This window comes from Streptomyces sp. KL2 (assembly GCF_046529545.1).
In the GTDB taxonomy this organism is placed as follows: Bacteria; Actinomycetota; Actinomycetes; order Streptomycetales; family Streptomycetaceae; genus Streptomyces; species Streptomyces radiopugnans.
This window is the reverse complement of record NZ_CP127170.1, coordinates 5,656,000-5,681,916: the sequence shown is the minus strand read 5'-3', so window position 1 is coordinate 5,681,916 and position 25,917 is coordinate 5,656,000. Positions and strand designations below refer to the sequence as shown.

20 protein-coding genes and 1 pseudogene are annotated in these 25,917 nt (G+C 75.6%); 10 read left to right on the top strand and 11 right to left on the bottom strand.

Annotated features, from left to right (window positions below):
* Positions 1 to 39: 39 nt before the first annotated feature.
* Together QPK52_RS25510 and QPK52_RS25505 are read right to left on the bottom strand one after the other, a co-directional pair.
* Positions 40 to 933, bottom strand: coding sequence for a beta-galactosidase (locus QPK52_RS25510; RefSeq protein ID WP_410539828.1), 894 nt, complete (start codon positions 931 to 933; stop codon positions 40 to 42).
* Between the two features lies 1 nt (position 934).
* On the bottom strand, positions 935 to 1,258 hold the full coding sequence (locus tag QPK52_RS25505) for a beta-galactosidase (protein WP_410540478.1): 324 nt from the start codon (positions 1,256 to 1,258) through the stop codon (positions 935 to 937).
* Positions 1,259 to 1,643: 385 nt separating this feature from the next.
* Between QPK52_RS25505 and QPK52_RS25500 the strand changes: the two genes are divergently transcribed.
* The 5 genes and pseudogenes from QPK52_RS25500 to QPK52_RS25480 all read left to right on the top strand — a co-directional run bounded on the left by QPK52_RS25500 (position 1,644) and on the right by QPK52_RS25480 (position 5,568).
* Positions 1,644 to 2,852: an NAD(P)/FAD-dependent oxidoreductase gene (locus tag QPK52_RS25500; RefSeq protein ID WP_410539827.1), complete on the top strand. Its 1,209-nt coding sequence runs from the start codon at positions 1,644 to 1,646 to the stop codon at positions 2,850 to 2,852.
* Positions 2,853 to 2,971: 119 nt separating this feature from the next.
* Positions 2,972 to 3,868: an RNA polymerase sigma-70 factor gene (locus QPK52_RS25495; RefSeq protein ID WP_410539826.1), complete on the top strand. Its 897-nt coding sequence runs from the start codon at positions 2,972 to 2,974 to the stop codon at positions 3,866 to 3,868.
* 305 nt (positions 3,869 to 4,173) lie between these two features.
* Positions 4,174 to 4,395, top strand: coding sequence for an FtsX-like permease family protein (locus QPK52_RS25490; protein WP_410539825.1), 222 nt, complete (start codon positions 4,174 to 4,176; stop codon positions 4,393 to 4,395).
* A 36-nt stretch (positions 4,396 to 4,431) separates the two neighbouring features.
* A pseudogene (locus QPK52_RS25485) lies at positions 4,432 to 4,890 on the top strand (ABC transporter ATP-binding protein); the annotation flags it as partial.
* A gap of 60 nt (positions 4,891 to 4,950) precedes the next feature.
* The gene (locus QPK52_RS25480) at positions 4,951 to 5,568 is read left to right on the top strand and encodes a TetR/AcrR family transcriptional regulator (protein WP_410539823.1); all 618 of its coding nucleotides are present in this window, start codon (positions 4,951 to 4,953) and stop codon (positions 5,566 to 5,568) included.
* A 43-nt stretch (positions 5,569 to 5,611) separates the two neighbouring features.
* Here the strand turns inward: QPK52_RS25480 and QPK52_RS25475 are convergent, their stop codons facing one another.
* The 7 genes from QPK52_RS25475 to QPK52_RS25445 form a co-directional block, all read right to left on the bottom strand.
* Positions 5,612 to 6,889, bottom strand: coding sequence for a methyltransferase (locus QPK52_RS25475; RefSeq protein WP_410539822.1), 1,278 nt, complete (start codon positions 6,887 to 6,889; stop codon positions 5,612 to 5,614).
* 51 nt (positions 6,890 to 6,940) lie between these two features.
* Entirely contained in the window at positions 6,941 to 7,183 is a 243-nt protein-coding gene (locus QPK52_RS25470; protein ID WP_410539821.1) for a hypothetical protein, read from the bottom strand.
* Between the two features lie 200 nt (positions 7,184 to 7,383).
* Positions 7,384 to 7,719, bottom strand: a complete 336-nt coding sequence (locus tag QPK52_RS25465) for a hypothetical protein (RefSeq protein ID WP_410539820.1) — start codon at positions 7,717 to 7,719, stop codon at positions 7,384 to 7,386.
* Positions 7,720 to 8,067: 348 nt separating this feature from the next.
* Entirely contained in the window at positions 8,068 to 8,376 is a 309-nt protein-coding gene (locus tag QPK52_RS25460; RefSeq protein ID WP_410539819.1) for a hypothetical protein, read from the bottom strand.
* A gap of 159 nt (positions 8,377 to 8,535) precedes the next feature.
* Positions 8,536 to 9,318 (bottom strand): barstar family protein, encoded by a 783-nt coding sequence (locus QPK52_RS25455; protein ID WP_410539817.1) that lies wholly within the window; start codon positions 9,316 to 9,318, stop codon positions 8,536 to 8,538.
* Between the two features lie 401 nt (positions 9,319 to 9,719).
* Entirely contained in the window at positions 9,720 to 12,497 is a 2,778-nt protein-coding gene (locus QPK52_RS25450; RefSeq protein ID WP_410539816.1) for a cation-translocating P-type ATPase, read from the bottom strand.
* A 742-nt stretch (positions 12,498 to 13,239) separates the two neighbouring features.
* The gene (locus QPK52_RS25445) at positions 13,240 to 14,037 is read right to left on the bottom strand and encodes a VOC family protein (protein ID WP_410539815.1); all 798 of its coding nucleotides are present in this window, start codon (positions 14,035 to 14,037) and stop codon (positions 13,240 to 13,242) included.
* A gap of 393 nt (positions 14,038 to 14,430) precedes the next feature.
* Between QPK52_RS25445 and QPK52_RS25440 the strand changes: the two genes are divergently transcribed.
* Positions 14,431 to 15,408: a GNAT family N-acetyltransferase gene (locus tag QPK52_RS25440; RefSeq protein ID WP_410539814.1), complete on the top strand. Its 978-nt coding sequence runs from the start codon at positions 14,431 to 14,433 to the stop codon at positions 15,406 to 15,408.
* 149 nt (positions 15,409 to 15,557) lie between these two features.
* Positions 15,558 to 16,088, top strand: coding sequence for a pyridoxamine 5'-phosphate oxidase family protein (locus QPK52_RS25435; protein WP_410539813.1), 531 nt, complete (start codon positions 15,558 to 15,560; stop codon positions 16,086 to 16,088).
* A 102-nt stretch (positions 16,089 to 16,190) separates the two neighbouring features.
* Here the strand turns inward: QPK52_RS25435 and QPK52_RS25430 are convergent, their stop codons facing one another.
* On the bottom strand, positions 16,191 to 17,390 hold the full coding sequence (locus QPK52_RS25430) for an NAD(P)/FAD-dependent oxidoreductase (protein ID WP_410539812.1): 1,200 nt from the start codon (positions 17,388 to 17,390) through the stop codon (positions 16,191 to 16,193).
* Positions 17,391 to 17,543: 153 nt separating this feature from the next.
* The gene (locus QPK52_RS25425) at positions 17,544 to 18,488 is read right to left on the bottom strand and encodes an RNA polymerase sigma-70 factor (protein WP_410539811.1); all 945 of its coding nucleotides are present in this window, start codon (positions 18,486 to 18,488) and stop codon (positions 17,544 to 17,546) included.
* Positions 18,489 to 18,796: 308 nt separating this feature from the next.
* Between QPK52_RS25425 and QPK52_RS25420 the strand changes: the two genes are divergently transcribed.
* Genes QPK52_RS25420 through QPK52_RS25410 form a run of 3 tightly spaced genes read left to right on the top strand, consistent with a single transcriptional unit; the run spans position 18,797 to position 25,916 of the window.
* Entirely contained in the window at positions 18,797 to 19,651 is an 855-nt protein-coding gene (locus QPK52_RS25420; protein WP_410539809.1) for a DUF4132 domain-containing protein, read from the top strand.
* A complete protein-coding gene (locus QPK52_RS25415) occupies positions 19,648 to 24,711 on the top strand; it encodes a hypothetical protein (protein ID WP_410539808.1) in 5,064 nt (1,687 codons plus the stop codon). The genes QPK52_RS25420 and QPK52_RS25415 overlap by 4 nt, the downstream gene beginning before the upstream one ends.
* Positions 24,712 to 24,746: 35 nt before the next feature.
* Positions 24,747 to 25,916, top strand: coding sequence for an ATP-binding protein (locus tag QPK52_RS25410; RefSeq protein ID WP_410539807.1), 1,170 nt, complete (start codon positions 24,747 to 24,749; stop codon positions 25,914 to 25,916).
* Position 25,917 lies beyond the last annotated feature (1 nt).

The window sequence follows — 25,917 nt, the reverse complement described above, 5'->3', positions numbered from 1 at the left end:
CGGGGAAGCGGCGGGGTGCGGCGGATCCGGCCGCGCGGGTCAGGGCCGGTGCGCGCGCTTCTCCTCGCGTACGACGACCACTCCTCCGGCCGGGATCTCCACACGGGAGCCGCCGCCCGCGGCGTCCGGGAGCGCGGTCCCCTCGACGGCGGCCTCGACGCCGTGGCCGGTGTGGTTGGCGAGGAAGAGGTAGGAGCCCTCCGGGCCGGTCCGGCGCACCGCCTCGACTCCCTCGGGGACGGCGGCGGCGGGACGCAGGCCGGCCTCCTCGCCGAGGTCCCGGATCAGTCCGCGCAGCGTCGCGACGGACGCGCGGGTGGCCACGTACCAGGCCATTCCCTCACCGTGGGTGTGCCGGGTGGCGGCGGGCCCGCCCCGGGCCGGGCCGCCGTCGGGGGCGCCGGCGAAGCGGAGCACCGGGTCGCAGCCGCGCGGCTCGACGCGTTCGGCCCACTGCCGGGCCTGCGAGCCGTCGCTCAGGCGGACGGTCTCCTCCGGCCGCAGCGGCAGGTACTCGTCGACGCGGAGTCCGAGCACATCGCGCAGGGCACCGGGGTGGCCGCCCGGGCGCACCCGGTCGCAGGAGTCCACCACACCGCTGAAGCAGCCGACCGCGAGGTGTCCGCCCCGGTGCACGTACCGGCTGAGGTCGTCGGCGTGCTCGTCGGCGAGGAGGTAGAGGTTGGGCGCGACGACCGCCTTGTACGGCGCCAGGTCGGTCCCGGGCGGGACCACGTCGCAGGTGATGTTCGAGGTCCACGGGGCCTCGTACCAGTCGCGCACCGCGTCCAGGTAGCGCATCCGGCCGGAGGGGCGGGCCTCCAGTTCCAGCGCCCACCAGTTGTGCCAGTCGAAGAGCAGCGCGACGTCCGCCCGGACCCGTGTCCCGGTCACCTCGCCGAGCGCCGCGAGCTCCGCGCCCAGTGCGCGCACCTCACCCCAGGCCCGGGTGTCCGTGCCGCCGTGCCGCCGTGCCGCCGTGCGGGAGCATCGCGCTGTGCCGCTTCTCGGCGCCCGCCCGCGACTGCCGCCACTGGAAGAACATGATGCCGTCCGCGCCGCGCGCCGGGTGCGTCAGGCTGTTGCGGCGCATCTCCCCCGGTTCCTTGGCCACGTTGACGGACTGCCAGTTGACGGCGGAGGTGGAGTGCTCCATGAGCAGCCGGGGGCGGCCGGCCGCCATGCCGCGGGCGAGGTCCGCGTTCAGGGCCAGGTCGATGTGGCCGTCCGGGTCGGCGGCGGGCAGGTAGTGGTCCAGGGAGACCAGGTCGCACTCGCCTGCGAAGGCGTGGGCGTCGCCCTGGCACGGCTGGGGCCCGCGTGCCCGCGCAGCGCCTGGACGACCGCGCCGAAGGTGCGCATGCCGTCCGAGGGGTGCGGCTCCCGGTCCCCCTCCCTCTCCGGGCCCGGCCGGCGCTCGCCTACGGCCGGGCGGTCGGCCGCCCGGCCGTCGAAGTGACCGATGCCCGCGGGGAGCCGAAGCCGCGCATCCGCGCGCCGGACCGGACGCCGACGCCGAGCCGCTCCGCACCGGCGGGCACGACTCCGGCCGGGCCGCACCTGAGTGATCCGGCTCACATCCTGTCACAGCGGCCTGCCGCGCGGTGTCTTGAGGCCGGACACCCGAAAACGGAGGAGGCACCATGACGGGGAACACGAACGTGGTCGTGATCGGCGGCGGGTACGCGGGCGTGATGGCCGCGAACCGGCTGACGCTGCGCGACGACGTGGCGGTGACGCTGGTCAATCCGCGCCCGGACTTCGTCCACCGGGTCCGCCTGCACCAGCTGGTGGGCGGGTCCGACGACGCGGTCGTCGCCTACCGGGACGTCCTGGCCGAGGGCGTCCGGCTGGTGGTCGGCTCCGCGGCCCGGATCGACGCGGACGGGCGCGGCGTGGCGCTGGCCGACGGCGGCACGCTCGGCTACGACTACCTGGTCTACGCCGTGGGCAGCGGCAGCGCCGAGCCGGGCGTGCCGGGGGCGGCCGAGTTCGCCCACCCGATCGCCACCCTGGAGGAGGCGCGGCGGCTGCGCCCGGCCGTCGCCGCCGCTCCCGCGACGGCCCCGGTGACGGTGGTCGGCGCCGGCCCCACCGGCATCGAGACCGCCGCCGAACTGGCCGAGCAGGGCCGCCGGGTGACCCTGGTCTGCGGCGGCGTGCTCGGCCCGTACCTGCACCCCCGGGCCCGACACTCGGTCGCCAAGCGGCTGACCGGGCTCGGCGCGACGGTCCTCGAAGGCTCCGGCGCGAAGGTGACGGTGGTGACCCGCGACGCCGTGCGGCTCGCCGACGGCCGCGAGCTGCCGAGCGAGGTCACCGTCTGGACCGCCGGCTTCGGCGTGCCGGACCTGGCCGCGCGCAGCGGGCTGAGCACCGACGCCGCGGGCCGCCTGCTCACGGACGAGACGCTGACGAGCGTGGACGACGCGCGCATCGTCGCGGCCGGGGACTCGGCGGCGCCGTCCGGCCTGCCGCCGCGGATGAGCTGCCTGAACGCGATGCCGCTGGGCGCGCGGGCCGCCGACACCGTGCTCAGCCGGCTCGCGGGCGAGCGGCCGGACAGCCTCCGCCAGTCGCTCTACGCCCAGTGCCTCAGCCTGGGCCGGAGCGCAGGTGTCTACCAGCTCGCCGACCGGTCCGACGTCGCGGTGCGGCTGTACGTCGAGGGCGGGCTGGGCGCCAGGCTCAAGGAGCTGGCCTGCGAGGGCATGACCGGGCATCTGGCCAAGGAGGCGCGCAGGCCCGGTTCGTTCAACCTGCATCGCATACCGGGAGGCGCCGCCAAGCGCCGGCGGCTGCTGCGCGCCCACCGCGCCGGGGCGCCTGCTGCCGCCGGCCGGGCGGCCTGACCGGTGGGTGCTGCGAGGATCACGCCGTGGACGCGCACGGACGCGGCCGGCCGCCGGGGCCGGCCGCGGACAACCGGGGTGACTGGGGCGACCGGGACGACGGAGAGAGGGGACGAGGGATGAGCGACGACGCCGCCGACCCGGCGACCGAGGTATTCCTCGCCCATCGCGCCCTGCTCTTCACGGTCGCCTACGAGATGCTCGGGTCGGCGGCCGACGCCGAGGACGTCCTCCAGGAGAGCTGGCTGCGCTGGGCCGCGGCCGACCTGGGGCAGGTGCGCGACCGGCGCGCCTATCTGGTGCGGATCACCACCCGTCAGGCGCTCAACCGGCTGCGCACCGTCAAGCGCCGCCGGGAGGCGTACGTCGGATCCTGGCTGCCCGAGCCGCTGCTCACCGTGCCGGACGTGGCCGAGGACGCCGAGCTCGCCGAGAGCGTGTCGATGGCGCTGATGCTCGTCCTGGAGACGCTGTCACCGGCCGAGCGCGCCGTGTTCGTGCTGCGCGAGGTCTTCGACGTCGGCTACGGCGAGATCGCGGCCGCCGTCGGCAAGAGCCCCTCGGCCGTCCGCCAGATCGCCCACCGCGCCCGCCGGCACGTCGACGCGCGCCGCCCCCGCCGGGTGGCCTCCTCCCAGGAGGGCCGGGCGGTCCTGGAGTCGTTCCGGCGCGCGGTCGAGACCGGGGACCCGCAGGCCCTCCTGGAGGTGCTCGCCCCCGACGTCGTCCTGATGAGCGACGGCGGCGGCGTCAGGCACGCCGCGCTGCGGCCGGTCACCGGCGCGGAGCGGGTGGCCCGTATGTTCGCCGGCGGCATCGGCAGGCTCGAAGGCACCCTCACCACCGAGCCGGCCGTGGTCAACGGCGGCGCGGCGCTCCTGGTCCGCCTGGACGGCGAGATCGACGGCGTCCTGGCGGTACGTGTCGAGGACGCCCGCGTCACCGGCCTCTACTACGTCCGCAATCCGGAGAAGCTGTCCCACATCACCTCCGAGACACCGCTCACCCTGCGCTGAACGCCGGTGGTCCCCGGCACACGGACGCCCCCCTTCCGGGCCCCGCAACGGTGTTCCGCGGCCGCCGCTCGCTCCGTCACCGCCCGCCCGTGCGGCGCCTCGCCGGGCGGGCGGGATCGGGGGCGCGGCAGCGGCCGCCGGGGCGGAGGGCGGGTAGAGGCCGCCCCGGGACGCCGGTCCGCCGGAGCGCCTCGCCCTGCGGGGGCGGGGCGTCCGGCAGCCGTGCGGAGCGCCGAGCACAGGGAGCCGACGTCAAGGAGGCCACCTTCGGCGCGTCCCCGGGCTGCACGGCCGAGTCGAGCACCATGGCCCTGATCAAGGGCTCCCTGTACACCATCTCCGCGCTCGTCGCCGGCGCGTTCTTCACCGTCTGGACCGTGCAGCGCAAGGCCGAGATCGCACTGCTGAAGGCACTCGGCGCGCCCACCGGGTACATCCTTCGCGACGCGCTCGCCCAGGTCGTCGCCGTGCTCGTCGGCGCGACGGCCGTCGGCACCGCCGCCGGTCTGGCGCTGGGAGCGCGATGATCGGCAAGGCGCCTTTCCCCCTGTCCGCACCGGCCGCTGGCCGCCCTGTCGGACAGGGAGCGCACCGCGGCCCGCCGGCGCCACATCGGCTTCGTCTTCCAGCAGTCCAACCTGCCGGCCTCGCTGACCGTCAGGGAACAGCTCCTGCTGCCCCTGCACATCGACGGGCGCCTCGACGGAGCGGCACGGGCCCGGGCCGACGAACTCATCGGGGCGGTCGGGCTCGCGCACCGCGCCGGCTCCCGGCCGCACCGGCTGTCCGGCGGCGAACGCCAGCGCGCGGGCCTGGCCCGCGCGCTGATGACCTCCCCCGCCGTCCTGCTGGTGGACGAGCCCACCTCCGCGCTGGACCGGGTGCGATCGGCCGAGGCCGTACACCTGATCGCCGAGCAGACCCACGAGCGCGGCACGGCCACGGTCATGGTCACCCACGCCACGGCGATAATGGACGCTGCCGACCGGGCGTACGAGATGGTCGACGGCCGCCTGTCCTGACCGGGGCCGTGGGCCGGCGCGCGCTCCCGGCACCGTACGCCACCCCCGGAGCCCCACCGAATGCCGAAGATCAGCGCCTCCACCGTCGCCGAGCACCGTGCCCGCCGGCGCGAGGCGCTGGTCGGGGCGGCGATCGACATCCTGGTGAACGAGGGCGCCGCCGCCGTCACCCCGGCGGCGGTCGGCGCCCGGGCGGGCCTGGCCCGCTCCGGCGTGTACCAGTACTTCGACTCCTCGGCGGCCCTGCTGGCGACCATCACCGAGGAGGCGTTCCGGCGGTCGAACGAGGCGCTCACCGGCGCCATGGCCGCGGTGAGCGGCCCGGTGGAACGCGTCGAGGCGTTCTTCCGGGAGAGCCTCCGCCTGGGCGCCGAGGGGGCGCACCGGCCGGCCGCCGACCTCATGAGCGCCGGTCTGCCTCCCGCCTGCCAGGAACGGCTCATGGAACTCCACCTGGAACAGGTCGAGCCGTTCCGCGCCGCCGTCAGGGAGATCGGCGCCCCCGACCCCGAACTGGCCGCCGACCTGATCGCCGGGATGCTGCACACGGCCCTGACCGCCGTGGAGCACGGCGCCCCGCTGGACACCGTGACCGACCGCGCCCTCGAACTGGTACGCCGCTGCCTCTCCCCGGCCGGTGGCGCGGTCCGCGACCGGCGCGAGGGCGACCGGCCCTGAGCGGCCCGGCCGGATCGCCGGCCTCGCCCGAGGCGCCGGCTCGTCACCGCGTCTCCCCATCCCCTGTTCGGGGGTCCTTCGGGCGCTGATCGGTGAGCTGCCAGGACAGGGTGCCTCGGCCGCGGCCGGCACTCGCCCACTGCTCCCCGCCCGGTCCGAACTCCAGCCGGTACGCCGCGGGCTGCCCGGCGGCCCGCCACCGGGCGGCGACGCCCTGGACCTCCTCCCAGATGTCGCGTGGCCCCGACGAGGTGACGGCCCACACCCCGCCGCCGTCCGGACGGACGCGCACCCACGAGCCGCATGCGGGGGCTCCGATCCCCAGGTGCTCGGCGCCGAAGTCACGCACCAGTCCGGGATGGAGATGGTCCAGGGCCAGCCACATTCCCCGGGCGGCGTCCGGGGGCGGTGCCAGACGGCTGTACGCGGTCCGGCCGTCGCCGGCGGCGATCCGTGCACGGAGACCGGCATCGAGAAGAACGCGCTCCAGGCCGTGCCCGGCGCGGTGCCCGAACTCCACTGCCCGAAGCTCCGCCTCAGTCCGGCCGCCCGGTGTCCTGGTGACCGTGGCCAGGCCCGGCCACGACGGCGAACTGGTGCCGACCGTCGCCAGCGCCACACCCCCCGGCGCGAGTTGCTCCAACCACGCCCCGGGTACGCGGGGGACGGCGAAGGAGACGAGGATCCGGTCGTACGGTGCCCGGCCGGGCCAGCCCGCCTCACCGTCTCCGGTCACGGCGACGGGCCGGTGGCCGAGGTCGGCCAGGCGCGCCCGGGCGGCCGCGGTGAGGTGCGCATCCCGGTCGAGGGTGACCACGCCCGTATCACCGCAGAGGAGACACGCCACCGCGGCGGTCACCCCCGCGCCCGTGCCGATGTCCAGCACCCGCTGCCCCGGCCGCAGATCCAGCTGTTGCAGCAGTCGGGCCGTCATTCCCGTCACGCTGGCCATCGACGTGATCGCGCCTCCTGAGCGGACACCGCGCTTCCGGCCCAGGAGCGGCTCGCCACCGTGCTGGATGAGCACGCTCCTTCCGTCGTACAGCACATCGAGCAGCTCCGGCCGGTCCGCGGCCGCCGACCAGTCCAGCAGCGCCCAGCGCGGCGGTGTCTCCTCCGGTGCGCTGCGCCGCACGTACGCCTGCGGCATCAGCACTTCCCGGGGCAGTGCCAGCAGGGCGTCGCGCACAGGTCCGGGGCGAAGGTCGCCGGCCTCTTCCAGACGGGCGACCATCGCCGCCCGGGCGGCGGCGGCACGGTCCCGCGCCGCACGCGCGGCCGGGGCACCGGTGGGGGACGCGGACGGGATGTGGTCGGGCACCGAGGTGACCTCCGTGAGCGAGTCGGGGGCGGGGAGGTTTGCGAAGGGTGGTCAGGTCCAGCCCGGTTCGGTGTACAGCCGCCTGTCCCGTTGTGCCCCCAAGGGCCCGGCCGGCATCCGCTCGGTCGCCGGCAGTACGGCCAGCCGCTCCCGGGCCGCTTCCAGAGCCCATCGCCCGAACTCGGTGCCCGGTGGGCGCGCCCGGTAGCGGCCGATCAGCGCTTCCGGACGGCGCCGGGGCCGCCGCCGTCCGAACGCCTTGGGACCGTGCACGAGCACGGAGAACAGGTCCACCGCTCCTCCGGGGCGAAGCCGCTGGGCACAGACGCTCCGATAACGGCCGCGGGGGCGCACCCGTAACGGTCACAGCGGGTTCCGCGTACCAGCCGGACCGATCGCCCCGCGGCGGCCGCACGGCGGGATCCGGTGGACGGAGATCACGCGGAACGAGGCGGACGGCGAGGTCCCGTGGCCGACCGCGGGACGCGCCGTGCTCAACGTGTCATCAGACCGCGGTCCTCGAACTCGTCCGCGCACTCCTCCGGCACCATCACGGTCCTGAGGGTCGCGTTCGGGCGCACCGGGGTCGCGGACGGGGCGAGCGCTTCGCGCCGCTCGCGCTCGGCCTCGGCCTCGGCCTCGGCACGGGCCTGCGCGACGTCGTCGGCGAGTTCCCGGCAGTCGACGGCGTACGTGCCGGTCGGCGTCGGTTCCCCGCCGGGGGAACGCCGCGTGTCCGCGGACGGCTCGGTACCGAGGGCGAGGGTGGCGGCGAGGCCGGCCAGGCAGAGCACGGCCCACCCCACGGCGATCCGCCGGCGGGCGTTCAAGAGCCGGCCTCTCCGGCGGGACCGGCACAGGGAGGCAGTGAGGTGCGCGCGATCATCGGGGTTCCCTTCTCACGGGTCGATCCGGTCTCCGGCGCGCCGGACCGACCGGACGCGCAGGCGGCACGGCAACGGATGACCCGGACGCACGATACGCACCGCCCCGCCGACCCGCCCACCAGGTTCGCCTCCGGAGTCCCGCCGCTTCGGAAGACGGCGCGCCACGCTGTCCCCGGTCGGCCGCCGGCGTCGCACTGCTGCAGGGGCAGGTTCCTCCCGACCGACCTCCTTTCAGTGACCTGTGACAACCCGTCCGGCTCCCGCCGCGTGGCCCCGGTACGGAGGGAAGCACTACAGCTGGTCGAGGTGGAATGCAGAGCCGGGGCGGTGGGGCGCCCATCCGCGGGCGAGGGCGGCAAGGACGGCGGCAGCGACCTGGGAGGGAAGGACCGGGTCGGCCGGGGCGCCGATCCAGTTGCCGGGGTGTGCCCGGCCTGTGGTGACCACCAAGGTGCTACCGGGCGCCTCGGCGAGCTCGACCGCATAGGTCAGGGGGGACGTGGCCAGCCCCTGTTCATAGGTCGGCCTTCCTCGAACCCTCCAGCGGTAGGCGACGCCCTCGACGTTCAACCGCCGCGATCCCTTTCCCGGCACTGCCATACATGTGTCCTTTCCCAGAGCGACGGCGGATGGCGGGGACGGACCGGTACGGATCCGGAAGGTGGGGTGCGCGACTGACCGGCACGGCAGGGGCGAACGGTGGCGCCGGGCGTCTCACCACGGGCGGGACCGCGTCCGGTGTGTCGGTTGGTGTGCCGGTCAGCAGGCGATGACGTCGATGCGGTGATCGCGGAAGACCTCCTCGATGACCTCCAGCGGTGGTCTGCCGCTGCGGTCGTCGGGTCGCACGAGATGGGACCGGGCGGCGGCGAAGGCGTGCCAGCGCAGGGCGAAGGGAGCCTGGGCTCCCCAATGGCCGAGCAGGCAGTCCTCCAGGGCATCGGCATTCCATCCGAAGTAGCCGCCGGGACCGTTGACGGCTTCTCCGAGAGCGCAGTAGAAGCCGTCCACATCGGTGATGTGCCGCCCGTCCAGACGGTAGACGGTGTCGGGCGGGCGATCCGGTACGGAGCGGAAGGCGTGATGGATCAGTGCGGCGGACAACCAGCCGTGGCGGCCGGCCCGGTCCAGCCGGTGCCACAGACCGGGGCGGTCCAGCCGCCCGGTCCGGCGCAGGTGCCAGGGCCAGGCCGCCCCGGCGTACGCGTCCTGGCACCACAGGCGCACGGTCAGGTCGACCAGGTGGGCGCCGTGGACGGAGGGCTTCACCGCTTCGGCGGTCACGTCGTTGACGAAGTACTGCCCGATGGGTGTGCCCACTGCGTCCAGCAGCACCAAGTGGGCGTTGCCCGCACGGGCACGCCTGCCGCCGATGTGGCCGGTCGCCGCTCGCAGCCCGCCGGTGGGGGCGCACCCGGCGAGTTCCACCCGCCGGGATCCGTCCGCCAGCGGTGCGAACAGGCCGCTGAACCGCCGGGCACGCCCCCACGCTTCGTCCTCGTCGTCGCCTGTCAGCACACAACCCGCATCGATCGCCCCCACACATGCCCCCATGTCTCGTCGCTGCGCCCCGCCTCCGAGGAGCGGGAGTGGAGCGTAGCGGCACCCGGCACCGTCTTTCCCGCCGATTTCCGCCACCCGCGGTCTCGCTGCGACCGCAGGAGGTCAACCGGACCTGGGCTACGCGATCGGCACCGACCAGGGAGTAGGCGTACCAGCCGTCGGGGCGCTCGTCGTCGGTGCCGGGCAGGGCGGCTTCCACGGTCTCGTGGTCGATGTCGTCGAACCGGTGACCGACGTAGCGGGAGAGCGGTTCCAGCAGCGGCCGCACATTGCCGCTCCGGATCCAGCCCTCCACCAACCGCTGTGTCGCGGCTCCCCCCTCTGCCGGCCCTGTCAGCCGGGTTCGTTCGTACCCGGTGGCCTCCGGAGACCAGGCGGTCTCACTCGCCGGGGCGTGCCGCGGCGCGGTGGTGCGGGTGCGGTGCGGGTGCGCCGGAGGTGTGGCCGCCGCGCGCCCGGAGGGACCGCCAGAGGTGTTCCACGAGCAGCACGGTGGAGGCGGTGGCCACGCACACCGCCCACTGGGCGGCTGTGAGGGAGACGGTGTCGAAGACGCCGTGGGCGAGGGGGACCTGCACGGCGACGATCTGCAGCACGAGGACGGCTGCCAGACTGGCCCACAGGATGCGGTTGCGCAGCTGGTGGCGTCCGAGGACGGGACCGTCCTCGCTGCGCGCGTTCAGGGCGTTGAACAGCTGGAAGAGCACGAACGTGGTGAAGGCCATGGTCGCGGCGGTCGCGGGATCGGTGAGGTCGCGGGCGACCGCGAAGACGGCCAGTGTGCCGGTGGCCATGACCGCGCCGGCGCGGGCGATGGCGCCCAGCCGTCGGACGCCCAGGATGCGCTCGCCGGGCGGCCGGGGCGGGCGGCGCATGATGCCCTCCCGCGGCGGGTCGATGCCCAGGGCCATCGCGGGCGGCCCGTCCATGATGATGTTGACCCACAGCAGCTGGATCGCGGTCATGGGGGCGGGCAGCCCGGCCAGCACGGTGGCGAGCAGGGTGAGGATGGCGCCGACGTTGGTGGACAGCTGGAAGCGGACGAAGGTGGTGATGTTGTCGTAGATGGCGCGGCCTTCGCGTACCGCCCGGACGATGGTGGAGAAGTCGTCGTCGGTCAGCACCATGTCGGCGGCCTCCTTGGCGACGTCGGTGCCGGTGACGCCCATGGCGACGCCGATGTGCGCGGCGCGCAGGGCGGCGGCGTCGTTGACCCCGTCGCCGGTCATGGCCACGATGTGGCCGCGCTGCGCGAGGGCGCGGACGATGGTGACCTTGTGCTCGGGGGCGACGCGGGCGAAGATGCCGACGCCGTCGATGCGCGAGGCGAGTTCCTCGGCGCTCATCCGGGCCAGTTCGGCGCCGGTGACGACATCACCGGTGATGCCGAGTTCGCGGGCGATGGCTGCGGCGGTGTCGGCGTGGTCCCCGGTGATCATCTTGACGGTGACGCCGGCGGCCTGGGCCAGGGCGACGGCGTCGCGGGCCTGGGAGCGGGGCGGGTCGGCGATCCCGGCGACCGCCGTCAGGGTCAGCCCCGTCACCTCCCGCGAGTTCGGTCGGCCGGTGGTGGTGGCGGTGGCGGCGCCGAGGACGCGCAGGCCCTGACCGCCCAGCCGGGTGGCGGCGGCCACGACCTCCCGGCGCCGCTCGTCGTCCATGGGGACGCGGCCGTGCTCGGTCAGGACGTGGGTGCAGCGGTCCAGCAGGACGTCGACGGCGCCCTTGGCGTGGATGCGGACGGATCCGTCGGCCTCGGTGTGGAAGGTGGCCATGTACTTGGCGGCCGGGTCGAAGGGCACCTCGCCGGTGCGCGGGGTGCGGGCGCGCAGCGCCTCGGGGTCGAGGCCGGTCTTGGCGGCGAGCACGAGCACGGCGGCTTCGGTGGGGTCTCCGATGATGCCCTCGCCGGTGAGGCGGGCGTCGTTGCACAGCGCGAACGGCAGGATCGCGTCCTGCGGGTCCGCGGCCGCCGGGCCGGTGCCTGCTGCCGGACCGGTGCCGGCCGCCGGCCGTACGCTGCCGGCGGTGTCGTAGCCGTCGCCGGTCACCTCGTAGAAGCGCCCGGCCGACCACAGGGCGCGGGCGGTCATCTCGTTCAGGGTCAGGGTGCCGGTCTTGTCGCTGCACACCACGGTCGCGGAGCCGAGGGCCTCCACGGAGGCCAGGCGCTTGACGATGGCGCCGCGGCGGGCCATCCGGTGCACGCCCAGGGCCAGGGTGAGGGCGAGGACGGCGGGCAGGCCCTCGGGGATCGCGGCGACCGCCAGCGCCACGGCGCGCAGGGCGAGGTCGGCCAGGTCCTCCCCGCGGACGAGGGACACGATCGCGTAGGCGGCCACCGCGACACCGCTGACCACGGCCAGCCGCCGGCCCAGGCTGTCCATCTGCACCTGCAGCGGGCTGGGCGGTTCGGTGCCGGTGCGCAGGGCCGCGGCGATCCGGCCCACCTCGGTGCCCATGCCGGTGGCGGTCACGATCATCTCGGCGCGTCCGCGGGTCACGGCGGTGTTCATGAACAGCATGCCGGTGCGTTCGGCGACGGGCACCGGGTCGTCGCCGTCGGCCCGGGTGGGCGCGGTCGACTTGGCGACGGGCTGGGACTCGCCGGTCAGCGTGGCCTCGGCGGCCTCGACGGACTCCGCCACCACCAGGCGGCCGTCGGCGGGGATGCGGTCGCCGGCTTCGAGCAGGACCACGTCGCCGGGCACCAGGGTGCGGGCCTGGACCACCTGCACCCGGCCGTCGCGACGCACCCGGGCTGTGGGCACCAGCATCTGCCGCAGTGCCTCCAGGCTGCGTTCGGCACGGCGTTCCTGCAGGTAGCCGATGACGGCGTTGAGGACGAGGACGACGGTGATGACGACGGCGTCCTTGATGTCACCGATGACGCCGGCGACGACCGCGGCGGCGAGCAGGATGCCGATCAGCCAGCTGCGGAACTGGTCGAGCAGGCGCAGCAACTGCGGCCGGCGAGCGGGTTCGGCCAGCGAGTTGGTGCCCCAGGCGGCGGCCCGCCGCTGCGCCTCCGCCTCGGGCAGTCCCTCGGACGGGTCCACGCCGAGGAGCCCGGCCACCTGCGCGGCACCGCGCCGGTGGGCGTCGGCCACCGGTTCCGAGTCGTGTCGCGGGACCGTGCCGGACGGCTGTCGGGTCATGTTCGGTTGCTCCTTCGCAGGCGGGTCGGCGACGCGGTGGCGGGCGCGGTGCGGCGGGTGCGCCGGGGCGGCCGAACCGGACGGGGGCCCGCTGCTCCGCCGGGGCCCCGGCCGGCGGCGCGGCCACGCGCCTGTTCCCGGCAGGGTTCGGTTCCCCCTCGTACCGCCTTCCCGGGCCATGGCCGGCCAAGACTCCGTGCAACCGCGCGGCCGCGCCGGGCGGCAGGCGTGCCGGGGAGACGGCCGGGAACGCACACGTTCCGCGGCGGCGCTCCGAGCGGTCACGTCTCCCAGGCCGTGGCGGCAGCGTCACGTCCGGGGGCGAGAACGCCCGCCCAGGAGATCGCCGGATCGCTCATCGCGCGCTCCCGTCCCGGAAGGCCACCGGCGGGCGGCCTCTTCGTCCCCCAGTCTCGGTACCGCCGCTCACTGCGGCCAGGGGCCGTCAGGCCCCTCGGGGGGCCGATCGGCCCTGGTGGTGTCCGCTGGCGGACCGGTGGGGAGGCCCGCGACCGCCTGGGCGTCCGCCACGGCCCCGCACCCGTCCCCCTCGTCCCCCTCCCGGCGAGCCCGGCACGGTCCTGGACGCCCTCCCGGAGGGTCTGCCCCGGCACACCGGAGGACCCCTGGGCGGCGCCGCCGCCGTCACAGCAGGAGGCTCCCGGAGGCGGCCGAGCGCGGCCGGCCCGGGGCCGGCCGCGCTCGGCCGCGCACATCGTCCCACCGGCCGTGGGAGCGCGGCTCAGCTCGGGTTCGGGGCGAGCACCACGAAGTCCGCGTTCGCCGGATCGAGGCAGACCGCCAGCCGGCCGACGCCCTCCGCGTCCTCCGGCCCCATCTGCACGCCGCCGCCGTTCTCGGTGACCGCGGCGACCGCGGCGTCGCAGTCGGCGACCTCGAAGACCGGGTGCCAGTAGGGCCGCCCGTTCGCCAGGGCGAGGTCCTCGGTACGCATCCCCATGATGCCGCCCTGCGCACGTTCGTCGGAGAGCCCGGCGGGCGTGACGGTGGAGTACGTGCCCGCGCCGCCGGGCAGTTCCATGTCGTCGAACCGCCAGCCGAAGACGCCCCCGTAGAACTCCTTCGCCGCCGCGGCGTCGCTGGTGTACAGCTCGGTCCAGGACAGCGAGCCCGGCCGGCCCATCAACTCGGCGCCGGTGTCCTTCCCCGGCTGCAGAACGGCGAACTGACCGCCCAGCGGATCGCTGTACTGCGCCATCCGGCCCCACTCGTCGAGACCCGTCGGTGGCACGCGCACGGTGCCGCCCGCGCGCTCGACGGCCCGGGTCACCGCGTCCACGTCGGCGACGCAGTAGTAGATCATCCACGCCGAGCGCGCGCCTTCCTCGGTCAGCCTGCCGAGCCCGGCGACGGTCCTGCCGTCCTTCCGGAGCATCCCGCCCTCGATGCCCTCCGCCTCCCCCATGGGCTCGTACTCCCAGCCGAACACCGCACCGTAGAAGGCCGCGGCGGCCCGGACGTCGGGGGTTCCCAGGTCGATCCAGCAGGGGGAGCCGGGGACGAAGTCGGTGGTGATCACGGCGCTTCCCTTTCACGAGTCCTGTGTGACCTCAGCGTGGCAGCCGGCGCCCGCACCCGCCCGTCGGCCCGGTCGTTCGGGTGCCGGGGCCGGGGAAACCCATCGCCGCGTCCCGCGCCAGCCTGACTTCGCGCTCCCCGGCGCCCGGCCCGTGGGGTCCGCAGGACCTGAGCGGTCTCCTGCGGCAGTCGGCGTGCGGCGGCCTTCTCGGCGGCGGGCCCCTTGTCAACCGGTGTCCGCGGCGCCGGCGGGACGGCACGATCGCGGCCGGTGCGTGACGCGCCGACGCGTACGTGCGAAGCGCCCACCCGGCGGTGCTCGTACGACCGCCGTGATCAGCGGTCCCGGAAAACGGCTCGACGGCTTCGTACGGTCCTGGCACAGTGGCGCACCATGACGGACGCCGAGCCTGTGACCGCCGCGGACTTGGAGCTCATGCAGGACCTGGCGCAGCGGGTCACCGCCACCCGCCCGGAGCTGGTCAACAGCGACGCCTCGTTCGGCGAGTTGGCCTGGAACTGGGGCAGGGGACACGCCTGCGACGGGGCGAGCTGGCGGCACCGGATGTGGTTCTCCGGCGGGGACCTGGTGGCGTGGGGCTGGGTCTTTCTCCCCCGCAGGGTGAGGCGGAGCGACGGGTCGGTGAAGGAGATCACCGCGGCCTATCTGGCGTACCAGGTCCACCCCGGCCATGCCGGGGTGGTGGACGAGGTGATCGACTGGTATGACGGCACGGCGGCGGGCTTCGAGCGTACGGTGTCGCCGAACGCCGCCGACGAGTTCGCCCTGCGGCGCTGGGCGGCGCACGGCTACCGGACCGACCCGGCCTCGCTCGGCGACACCGGCTCCTGGACCCAGCTCAACGAGCGGGACCTCACCGGCCTGGAAACGCCGGTCCTGCCGGACGGGTTCCGTTTCCGCACCGCCGACGAGGCCGGGCCGAAGGCCGCGGTCCAGGCCCATCTGGACGCCTGGGGCCCCTCCACGTACACGGCCGAGGGCTACCGGGGCGTCCGGCGGACGGCCGCGTACCGCGGTGACCTGCACGTCCTGGTGGAGGCACCCGACGGAACGATGGCGGCCTCGACGATCATGTGGCTCGACGAAGTGAACAGGACCGCCGAGTTCGAGCCTGTCGGGACGCACCGGGACCACCGGCGCCGGGGGCTGGCACGGGCGATGCTCCTGCACGGGATGCACCGGGCACGGGCGGCCGGGGCCACCCACATGACGGTCGCCTGCCTGGGTGCGCCGGGGCATCCCCAGGCGCGCGGGCTGTACTACGGTGTCGGGTTCCGGCAGTTCACGTGGGACGTACCGCTGATCAGGACCGCGGCCGGCGGCCGGCGCGACCGGCGTCGTCCGGGATGAAGCGGCGCAGCGCGGCGAACCGGCCCCCGACACGGTCAGGCCGGAGGGAAACACGACACAAGGTGTCGGGTTTCGGGTCGAGCATGGCCTCACCGGCCGGCGTCGACGGTGAACGCGGGCCGGATTCCCACGGACGGACAAGGATCCCGATGCGCGAAACACCGGAGGAGCTCGCGGAGCTCCAGGCCCTCCTCGACTCCTCGCTCTCCCGCTCCACCTCCCACCTCCGCTCGATCGTCAGCACCGAGCGGACGCTGAACGCGGAACAGCTCACCCGGGTCCTCACCGGCATGTGCACCCTCGCCCTGGCCACAGTGACGGCGAAGGGCGAACCGCGGATCAGCGGCGTGGACGGTCACTTCCTGCACGGGAAGTGGCACTTCGGCACGGCGCGCGGCGCGGCCAAGGCCCGCCACCTCGCCGCGCGTCCCGCCGTCAGCGCCGCGCACATGCGGGGCGAGGACCTGGGGGTGTTCACCCACGGCACGGTGGAGGTCCTCAACCCCCGCGGCGGCGAACCGGCCGCGGACTGGCCGGACCTGCTCTCGTACCTCAAGGACTTCTACGGCGAGGATGCCTTCGACTGGGACGACGAGGTGGTCTACTACCGGCTGCGTCCGCACTGGATGACCGTCTACGCCCCCGACGCCGCGAAGCTCGCCGCGGCGGGCCCCGCCTGACCGGAGGAGGGGGACGGGCCGGGAGCGCCGGGAGACGGCGGCTCCGAGGAAGGTCGGCGCGGCGGGCGCCCGCGACGGGAGGCGCCCGCCGCGCCGCACGGGTCAGGCCGACGTCCTGATGGCCGGACTCGTCCGGGCCGCCTCCCGTGCGACACGGCGGCGGCGGACCGGCAGGCCGAGGGTCGGGTTGGCGACGCCCCATGCCGCGCCCTTGCAGACCAGTTCCTTGTAGACGGCGGCGAGCCGGCCGGTGAGGGCCGCACCGGTGGCCCGGTCGTCGGCGGTGACGTACTGGATCAGCCCTTCCCGGCGGCCCAGCGAGATGCACTGGTTGAAGTAGCGGATCGGGATCTTCGGGAGCTTCCCGCCGGTCAGACGCGCGGCGATGGCGTCGGCGGCCTGCCACGCGGTGGGGGTGCCCGAGGCGCACGACATCCGCAGCGGCTTGCCGCCGGGGCCCGTCGCCATGGCGGCGTCGCCGACGGCGTACACGTCGGGGTGCGAGACCGAGCGCATGGTCGCGTCCACCACGATCCGGCCCGTGGCGGTGGTCTCCAGGGCGGTGGCCCGCGCGACGGGGTGGACCGCGAAGCCGGTGGTCCACACGGTGACCGCGGCCGGGACGGCCTCGCCGTCGGCGGTGGTGACGCGGTCGGCCTCGACGGCGGTGACGGCGGTGTGCTCGTGCACGGTGATGCCGAGCCCGTCGAAGACCTTCCGCAGGTGGGCGCGTCCCCTGTCCGAGAGCCGGTCGCCGAGGCCGCCTTCGGTGGCGAGGCAGACCGCGAGGTCCGGGCGGGCCTCGGCGATCTCGGTGGCGGCCTCCAGACCGGTCAGACCCCCGCCGACGACGACCACGGGCTGCCCGGCGGACAGGCCGGCCAGGCGTTCACGCAGCCGGAGTGCTCCGGGCCGGCTCGCGATCTCGCAGGCGTGCTCGGCGGCGCCGGGGACGCCCTGGTCGTTCCAGCCGCTGCCGAGGGCGTACACCAGGGTGTCGTACTCCAGCTCCCGGACGTCTCCGGTGGTGTCGGTGACGGCGACGGTCCTGCGGTCGGCGTCGACGCCGGTGACCCTCGCCGTCCTCAGCTCGACGCCGGTGCCCGCGAACATCGCGTCGAGCGGGCGGTGCCTGAATTCCTGGCCGACAGCGAGCTGGTGCAGCCGGACGCGTTCGACGAAGTCGGGGTCGGCGTTGACGAGGGTGATGGCGACGTCGTCACGGTGCAGCCGCCTGGCGAGGCGGCCGGCCGCGGCGGCTCCGGTGTAGCCGGCTCCGAGGACGATGATGCGGTGCTTCATTTCCCTGGCTCCTGTCTGCGCGGTTCCGTCCCTTGCGCGGTTCGCCCCTTGAACCGGGCAGCGCGCCGTTTCCTGACGGGAACGCGATGTGAAGCGGGTCACATCCGGGCCGGAGTGCGCCCGTGCCGGGGCCGGGGGCGCTCCGCTCCGCGGTCAGAAGGCGTGGAACAGGGGTTCTCCGTGATCGGCGACCGCCCACACCCGTGTCGCGCGTCCGAGCTTGTCGGGGTTGGCCTGGCTGCGGATCGCGGCGATGCCCTCGGCGGTGACCTCCAGGCACACGACGCCGACGACCCGGCCGTCCACGGCCGCCACGACGGCGGGCCCGCCGTTGGCGGTGGCGACGTGGAGTCCGGGCGAGCCGCCGACCAGGGCGCGCTTGGCCCGGGCGGGCCTGAACAGGCCGCGCATGAACTTCGCGACCGCGAGAGCGCCCTCGACCGGCCTGGCGCGGGCCGGGACCTTCCCGCCGCCGTCGCCGACCGAGACGGCGTCGGCGGTGAGCAGCCGCACCAGCGGCTCGGTCCTCCCGCCGGCGGCGGCCGCCAGGAACTCCTCGACGATCCTCCGGGCGGCGGCCTCGTCGACCTCGGTGCGGGCCCTGCCGTCCGCGATGTGCTTCCTGGCGCGGTGGAGGATCTGCTGGCAGGCGGCCTCGGTGATGCCGAGGACCCCGGCGATCTCCCGGTGCGGGTAGTCGAATGCCTCCCGCAGCACGTACACCGCCCGCTCGTGCGGGGACAGCCGCTCCATGAGGGCGAGGACCGCGTACGAGACCGACTCGCGCTGCTCGGCGGTGTCGGCCGGACCCAGCATCGGATCCCCCTCCAGCAGCGGCTCGGGCAGCCACTGGCCCACATAGGTCTCGCGCCGCGCGCGGGCCGAGGCGAGCTGGTTGAGGCACAGGTTGGTGAGCACCTTCGTCAGCCAGGCCTCGGGGACCTCGATCCGCTCGACGTCGGCGGCCTGCCAGCGCAGGAAGGTCTCCTGCGCCGCGTCCTCGGCCTCGCTCGCGGAGCCCAGGAGGCGGTAGGCGATGGCCTCCAGACGGGGTCTGGCGGCCTCGAACCGGTCCACGTCCTTCACGGTCAGCGGCATGGTCCGGATCCTAGCCGGGCGGCGCGGGGGATCCGGGACCCTGCGGGGTCCCACGGGCCGCGCGCCGGGGCAGGACCCGGGCCGGCGGCCTGCTCCTCCGCGGCCGTCCGGCGAACGGGCGCGCGCCGCCGGGCGGTTCGGGGCCGGTGGCGACCGGGACGCCGCGGGCCCTCGGACGGGCCGGGGCACGGGTCCGGGGCGCGGGGCCCGACCGGCCGTCACCTCCCGCCGCTTCCGCCCGTCCTGCGGTGTCAGCGCCCTGCTCTACAGTTCCCGTCACTTGATCACTGCGGATGCGGGAGGCACGCATGGGGTGGGTGTCGGCCGGCGGCTACGAAGTCGCCCTCGACGGCGGGAAGGTGGTGTGCCGGAACGCGGCCGGGCGGCGGCTGAAGTCCGTACCGCCGAAGATCGCTGACGATCCGGCGGTGGTGGGGCTGCGTCAGCTCGCCGAGTGGCTGGAGCGGCACGAACGGCAGTGCCTGGCCGACGTGGAGCGCTGGATGGTCCGCTCGCTGCCGGTGCCGTTCGCGGTCCTGGCACGGGTGTGGCCGGACCCGGCCTGGCAGGCCGCCCTCCGCGACCTGGTGGTCACGGGGGCGGACGGCTCGGTGGCCGGGTTCCTGCGGGACGCCGACCCCGAGCGCGGCCTCGGTGTGGTCGACCTCGACGGCGACACCGTCCGCCTCACCCCCGGCCTGGTCCGCCTGCCGCACCCGGTGCTGCTGGAGGAGCTGGAGGAGCTGCGCGAGTTCGCCGTCGAACTGGGCGTCGAGCAGCGCGCCCAGCAGCTCTTCCGCGAGGTGTGGCGCCGGCCCGCGGCGCTGGACGCCGAGGCGGCTTGCGTCGAGGACTACGCGGGCGGCGTCTTCAAGGAGCTGAGGTTCCTGCACGGGCGCGCGGCCCAGCTGGGCTACCGCGTGCGCGGCGGCCACGCGGTGTGCTCCGTGCTGGAGGACGGCCGCGGTGTCGAGGCCCGGGTGTGGGTCGGCGACTACGACGGCTACGAGGAGACGGAGACCGGTCCCCTGGTCTTCACCGACCCGGCCGGCCGGGTCCTGAAGCTCGGCCGGGTCGGGCCGGTGGCCTGGTCCGAGGGCATGCGCATGGCGGCCGCGCTGTACGCCGGACGCGACATCGAGGACGAGGAGCGTGCGGCATGACGGCGTACGACGGCATCACGTACGACGAGACCACCTGTGCCGCGCTGCTGGAGGCCGGCGCCGTACTGCCCCCGGGCGCCACGGACCGGGAGGACGCCGACGTCCTCACCGTCCGCGCCTACACGCACCCCGCGCTGGAGGAGCGCAGGATCGTACGGCTGGTGCCGGGCATGCTCGGCGAGGCCGAGGACCTCGCCCTGGACTTCCTCGGGCTGGTCCGCGAGCCGGTGGTACACGAGGTCGGGCAGGTGCGCCGGGAGACCCTGGGCTTCCCCGCGTGGGCGCTGGTCAACGACCCGGCGAACGGGCACCACGCACTGGCGCTGGTCAGGGACGTCGAGCGGCTCGCCCGGCAGGCCAAGTCCCGCCCCGGCGCCGCGAAGGAGGGCTTCGAGGAGCTCGGTGAGCGGCTCGGCCGGGCCGTGCCGCACTTCCTGCCCACCTTCTACGAGCAGGCCGCCCGCGTCTTCCTCCGGCACGAGAACACCACGTACGCGGCGGCCTTCTTCGGCAAGGCCCGCGAGGCGGAGCGGGTGCACGCGCTGGCCGTGGACGAGGAGCGGCAGCGGGCGGTGTTCCTGGAGTTCGCCTTCGCCGGGGCACTGACGGTCAAGGCCCTCAAGGAGTACGTGAAGGCCCTCTCGGCGCGGCTCGCCCCGGCCGAGGCGTGGGCGCAGTTCCGGCAGCTGACCGTGGAGCGCTGCGCGGCGGGCATGCCGCCGTACGCCTCCCTGCCGCAGGACGCGCGCGGCCTGATCAGGGCCGCGGGGCTGGACCGGGTCACCGAGGAGTGCGCACTGGTGGCGGATCTGCTCGCGTCGCCCGCGGCGGTACGGGCCCCCGCGTCCTTCTGGAACGCCTACCGGTCCACGCTGGCCGTCCTGGCCGGGCGGCAGCCCGCCGTACGGGTCCGGCTGCTGGAGATCATGCCGTCCGGGCTGGGCCGCTCGACGGAGGACGACGAGTTCTGGCTGGCGCTGCTCGCGGAGACCGGCGCCGACCGGCTGCTGACGGGCGAGGCCGAGGCGGGCGGAGCCGGGGCCGACGGGAGCGGGGCGGGCGGGGTCGATGCGGCGGACTGGCTCAGCCGCTGGGCGCTGCACCGCAAGCACGGCTCCTCCGTCAGCGGCCGCTCGCCGGCCACCCTCGCCCTGGTGGAACGCATGGCACCGCGCCTGCGTGCCCGGGGCCGCCCCGTGGACCTCTTCACCGGCCGCTGGCACGCCGGCGCCGACCTCGACCTGCTGGACCTGTGCGTGGCGGAGGGCGTACCGCTGACGCTGCCCGGGGACGGCGCCGGCGTCTTCCTCGCCCTCGACCGGTGGCTGAGGGAGACCCTGCCCGGGCGGCGGGACCTGGCGGCCGTCGCGGCCGACCCGCACTGCCGGCGCCTGCTGTACCGCTCCGTGGGCAACCTGAGCGGCCACCGCACCGGCGCCGGGCTGCTGGAGGAGCTGGCCGGGCACCCCGTACTCGCCGACGTGCTGCGCGAGTGGCTGGACGACGCGGCCGCGGAGCTGACGGCCGCGACCGGTCTGCCCGCAGCGCGCGCGGCGCTGGAGCGGCTGCGTCCGTTCCACGCGGTCGCCGCCCGCGTCAGCCCGCAGGCCGTCGCCGGGGCCGCCGCGTTCGACGCCGCACCGCTGCTGGGCCGCACCCTGCGCGCCGGCATCCTGGACGAGCTGGGCTGGCCGGCGCTGGAGGAGGCGCTGCGGCGCCTGGACGCCGAGACCCGGCACGACCGCGACGACACGCTCACCGTCCACGAGGCCTGGCCGGCGCTGATCCTCTCCCGCCGGCACAAGGCGATCGTCGTGGGCCCCCAGGGCGTCCTGCTGGAGCACGATCTGCGGCTGCCGGTGGAGCCGGACCGCTGGAACCGCCCGTCGTTCCGCTACACCGACGGCGAACTGCTGGTGACGTGGCGGCAGGACGGCAGGCAGTACGGCTACTGGTCGGCCCGCCCCGCCGAGGTGTTCCCGCTCGGCGGCGAGAAGCTCCCGCACTGGTACGGCGGCGGCGTGGGCGAGACCTCCATCCCCCTGCCGGGCGGCGGCCGCGCCACCGGCGGGCGCGCCCTGCACGCCGGCGACACGGTCGTGCCGCCCGGCCGCCGCGTCCTGGGGGACGGCACCTCGTACTGGCGCCAGGGCCGACAGGGGCGGCAGCAGGTGTGGCTCGAGTACGACCCGGCCACCGGTGCGCACGGGCGCGCCTCGCTGCCCGCGTTCCTGCGGTCCGGCATCCGCGAGGGCGCCACCCTGCTCCAGCAGCACTGCGCGGTGCTGCCCCTCCAGCCCGGCCTGGAGCACAGCCCGCTGGGCACGGACGGCACGGTCCTGGGCCGCTGGGTGCGCACCGAGGGCGAGGGCGATCAGGCCCGCACCACCGCCGGTACGCCGGACGGCCGGACCGTCACCCTGCCGGCGGCGGGCGGGCGGGCGCCGGGCGTTCCGCTCGGCGTGCTGCGGCTGCCCGGCGGCGCCGAGCCCGTCGTCGTCGCCCAGCACCGTCACATAGCCCTGTACGCCGGCGGCGAGAACGCCGGTGCGTGGGAGTCGGGCCGGGTGACACCGCTGGAGCGGGGCGGCGAGTTCGCCGCCGGCACCCGGCTCGTCCCGCCGGTGGACTTCTGGCACGCGCTGCGGCCGCGCGACGAGGGCGCGTCGGCGGTCCTGCGGGCACTGAGCGACGAGCAGGCGGACGAGCTGCTGTGCGCCGGGGCGCAGGCGCTGGCGGAGCTGCGGGCGAGGACCGAGGCGGCGGCCGCACGGAGGAAGGAGGCGAGCGGTCCGGAGGCCACCACCGGCGAGCCCGACCTTCCGACCGCCGACGAGGTCCTGCGGAAGACCGTCTCCGGCCTTCTGCCCGCCCTCGCCGAGCCGCGTCTGCTCGCCGGTGTCGCCGCCCATGTGCGCGCGGTGCTGCGGCTGGCGGTGTCCGTGGCCGGGTTCGCGGCGCCTCCGGTGGAGCGGCCCGGGGTGGAGCGCAAGCGCGTCGAGGGCATGTTCGCCGACTACAGCCCCGAGGACGGCGACGACCAGACGCTGCGCGAGGCGGTCGGCGGCCTCGCCTGGCTGCACGGCTGGTGGGGCAGCGGACAGCGCTGGAGCACGCTGCGTCAGATCCGCGCCGTCAACCACGTCCTGTCCGGCGAGCCCGCCGACGGCAGGCCCCTGCCCGAATCCGCCCGGCTCGCCGGGGTCGCCGACGGGTGGCGCAGCGAGGAGTTCACCGTTCCGGGCATCGGTGCGGTGTGGCTGCCCGTGCTGGACGTGCTGCGCCCGCTCGCCTACCGCGCCGCCTCACCGGCCCTGCCCGAGGCGCACCGCCGGGCGCTGCTGCTGCTGTTCGAGGTGATCGCGCAGGGGCCGCTGGCCGCGCCCGGGGGCGCGCTGCGCGAGATCGTGCTGGGCGAGCCGTACACCGGGCAGGAGCGCGTCGGCCAGGTGCTGCGCCGGGAGGGCCGCACCGTCGTCCTCCTCGGCTGCCGGAACGTCGACCACCGCAACAGGCGTGTGAACTGGCTGGCCCTGGACCACGACCCGGCAGGCGCGTTCGGCGCGGTAGCGCACTTCACGCTGGAGGAGGAGAGCGCGCACCCGCCGGTGTTCCCGGCCGAGACGCTGGCGGCGGTGACCGGGCTGATCCGGGACAAGGGCCCGGCGCCCTGGCGTCCGGACGCGCCCGCCGCCCTGGCCGCCGCGACGCGGGGCGGTCTGGGGCCCGTGCAGGCGGCCCTGCTGCTCGCCGGGAGGCCGTCGCAGCTCACCGCCGAGGTGGCCGCCGTCACCGCTCTGAAGCCGCGGCGGAAGAAACTCGGCGACGCGCTGCTGGACTCGCTGGAGCCCGGCGACCTGACGGCCCTCGTCGGTGCGCTGCTGCCGGAGGAGCCGGACGATCTGTGGACGGCCGGGCCGGACACGGACGCGGCCGGCCGGGTGTGGGCGGAGCGCCTCGCCGGGCTCGTCCGCCTGCCCGAGGACACTGCCGAGGAGCTCTTCACGGCGGGTCTGCCCGCCGGCGCCGCCGAGGAGGTGCTCAACCCGGGCCGCACCCCCTGGATCAGCCGCACCACCGTGCAGCGGCCCGGCAAGGACGGCGATCTGGTGGCCGAGGACCCCGCTGCGATGCCCGGGCGGTACGGCCTGACGCGTGCCGTGGCCGCCCTGGCCGCTCTCGCCTACCACCTGCCGTACGGGCACCCGCTGCGCGCCGTCCTGCCGGAAGGGCTGGCCGCGCTGCGCCGCCGTGTCGCGGATCCGCATCTGCTGCTCGACCTGGACCTGTCGTGGACGCACAAGGGTTCGCAGTCCGCCGCCGAGCTGCGCAGGGTGTACGGGCTGCCCGCCACCGGCGGGGCCGACGCGCACGGTCTGACGCACGTCGGCGACGCACTGGTGCTGCGTCCCTGGTACGGCGACCAGGAGGCCGTCCTGCTCCGCCCCGGCGCCCTCACCGGCGCGGACGACCCCGTGTTCGGACTGGTCGAGGGGATCGTCGGACCGGGGCGGGGCGAGGGCATGCGGGCGCTGCGGACGATCCTGGACGGCGGGCTCGCCCGCGCCCTCGCGGCCGGGACGGATCCCCAGGGACCCGCCGGATACGCCCAGGACCCGGCCGTCGTCGTGCCCGGCCTGGTCGCCGAGGTCGCCCGGACCCACGGCCTGGGCGAGGACGCGGCGGCGCTCTACCTGCAACTGCTGGCCCTGCCCGACCCGACGGACCGCAACCTCGCCCGCTGGACGGGCTGGAAGCCCGCCCGGACGAAGAGGGCCCGCGCCGAGCTGGCGGCCACCGGCCTGGTCGTCGAGGCGAAGCGGGCGCGCGCCGGGCGCACCCTCTTCCTGCCGTGCGGCTGGCTCGACCTCAAGTCCCCCGCACTGCCGGTGGAGGTCTGGAAGCAGGGCCTCTACCCGGTCCCCGACCGCTCCCGCGCGGTGCTCCTGGTGCCGGTGCCCGAGCTGTTCGCCCGCGCGTGGGACCGCGTCCGCGCCGGTGACGCCCCGGCCTACGAGGAACTCACCACCCGCGCCACCCGCAAGGGCCGCCGCCGATGACCACCGTCCGCCCGCGTCCGGAAGAAACCGAATCGATGACCACCACCCTCCCCTCCGCCCCGGCCCGCCAGATCGTCCCGCCCGAGGAGCGGTACGCGACCGAGCTGGCCTTCCTCGCCGCGTACGACGGCGGGCCGCGCCCGCCCGCGTGGCGGCTGACCCCGCGTGCGGTCGTCACCTTCGTCATGGGCAGCGGGGGCGCCGCCCTGAAGCTGCCCGACGGCGTCGAGGCGCCCGACGGGGTGCCGCGCCGCCTGGTGGTCGAGGACAAGTTCGTCGGCGACCGGGCGCTGGTCGAGCGGTGCGTGGTCACCCTCGCCGGGGAACGCGGCCTGCTGCTCGTCGGCGAGCCCGGCACCGCCAAGTCGATGCTGTCGGAGCTGCTGTCGGCCGCCGTGTGCGGCACCAGCGCGCTGGTGGTGCAGGGCACGGCCGGCACCACCGAGGACCAGCTCAGGTACGGCTGGAACTACGCGCTGCTGCTGGCGCAGGGCCCCACCCGGCAGGCGCTCGTGCCCTCCCCCGTCCTGACCGCCATGTCCCGGGGCGCCGTCGCCCGCGTCGAGGAGGTCACCCGCTGCCTGCCCGAGGTGCAGGACTCGCTGGTGTCGCTGCTCTCCGAGCGGCGGATCGCCGTTCCCGAACTGGCCGGCACCGAGGACGCCCTGGCGCACGCGGCGCCCGGCTTCACCCTCATCGCCACCGCCAACCTCCGCGACAAGGGCGTCTCCGAGATGTCCGCGGCCCTCAAGCGCCGCTTCAACTTCGAGACGGTCGGCCCCATCGGGGACCTGGAGGCGGAGACCGCGCTGGTGCGCGGCCAGGCGCGGGCGTCCGTGGAGCGGGCCGGGGCGCCGTTCCGGGTCGACGACGCCGTGCTGGAGGCCCTGGTCACCGCGTTCCGGGACCTGCGCGAGGGCCGGTCGGCGGAGGGCTGGGAGGTGGAGCGGCCGTCGACGGTGATGAGCACCGCGGAGGCCGTGTCCGTCGCCGGGGCACTGGCCCTGGCGGCGGCGTACTTCCCCGGCGACCGGGACGTGCTGTCCCTGCTGCCGGGCCATCTGCTCGGCGTGGTCCGCAAGGACGACCCCGCGGACGCCGCCCGGCTGCGCGGCTACTGGGACGGCCCCGTGCGCCGCCGCGCCGAACAGGGGTCCGCCACCTGGCGCACCCTGTGGGACCTGCGCGCCGTTCTGGAGGGCTGAC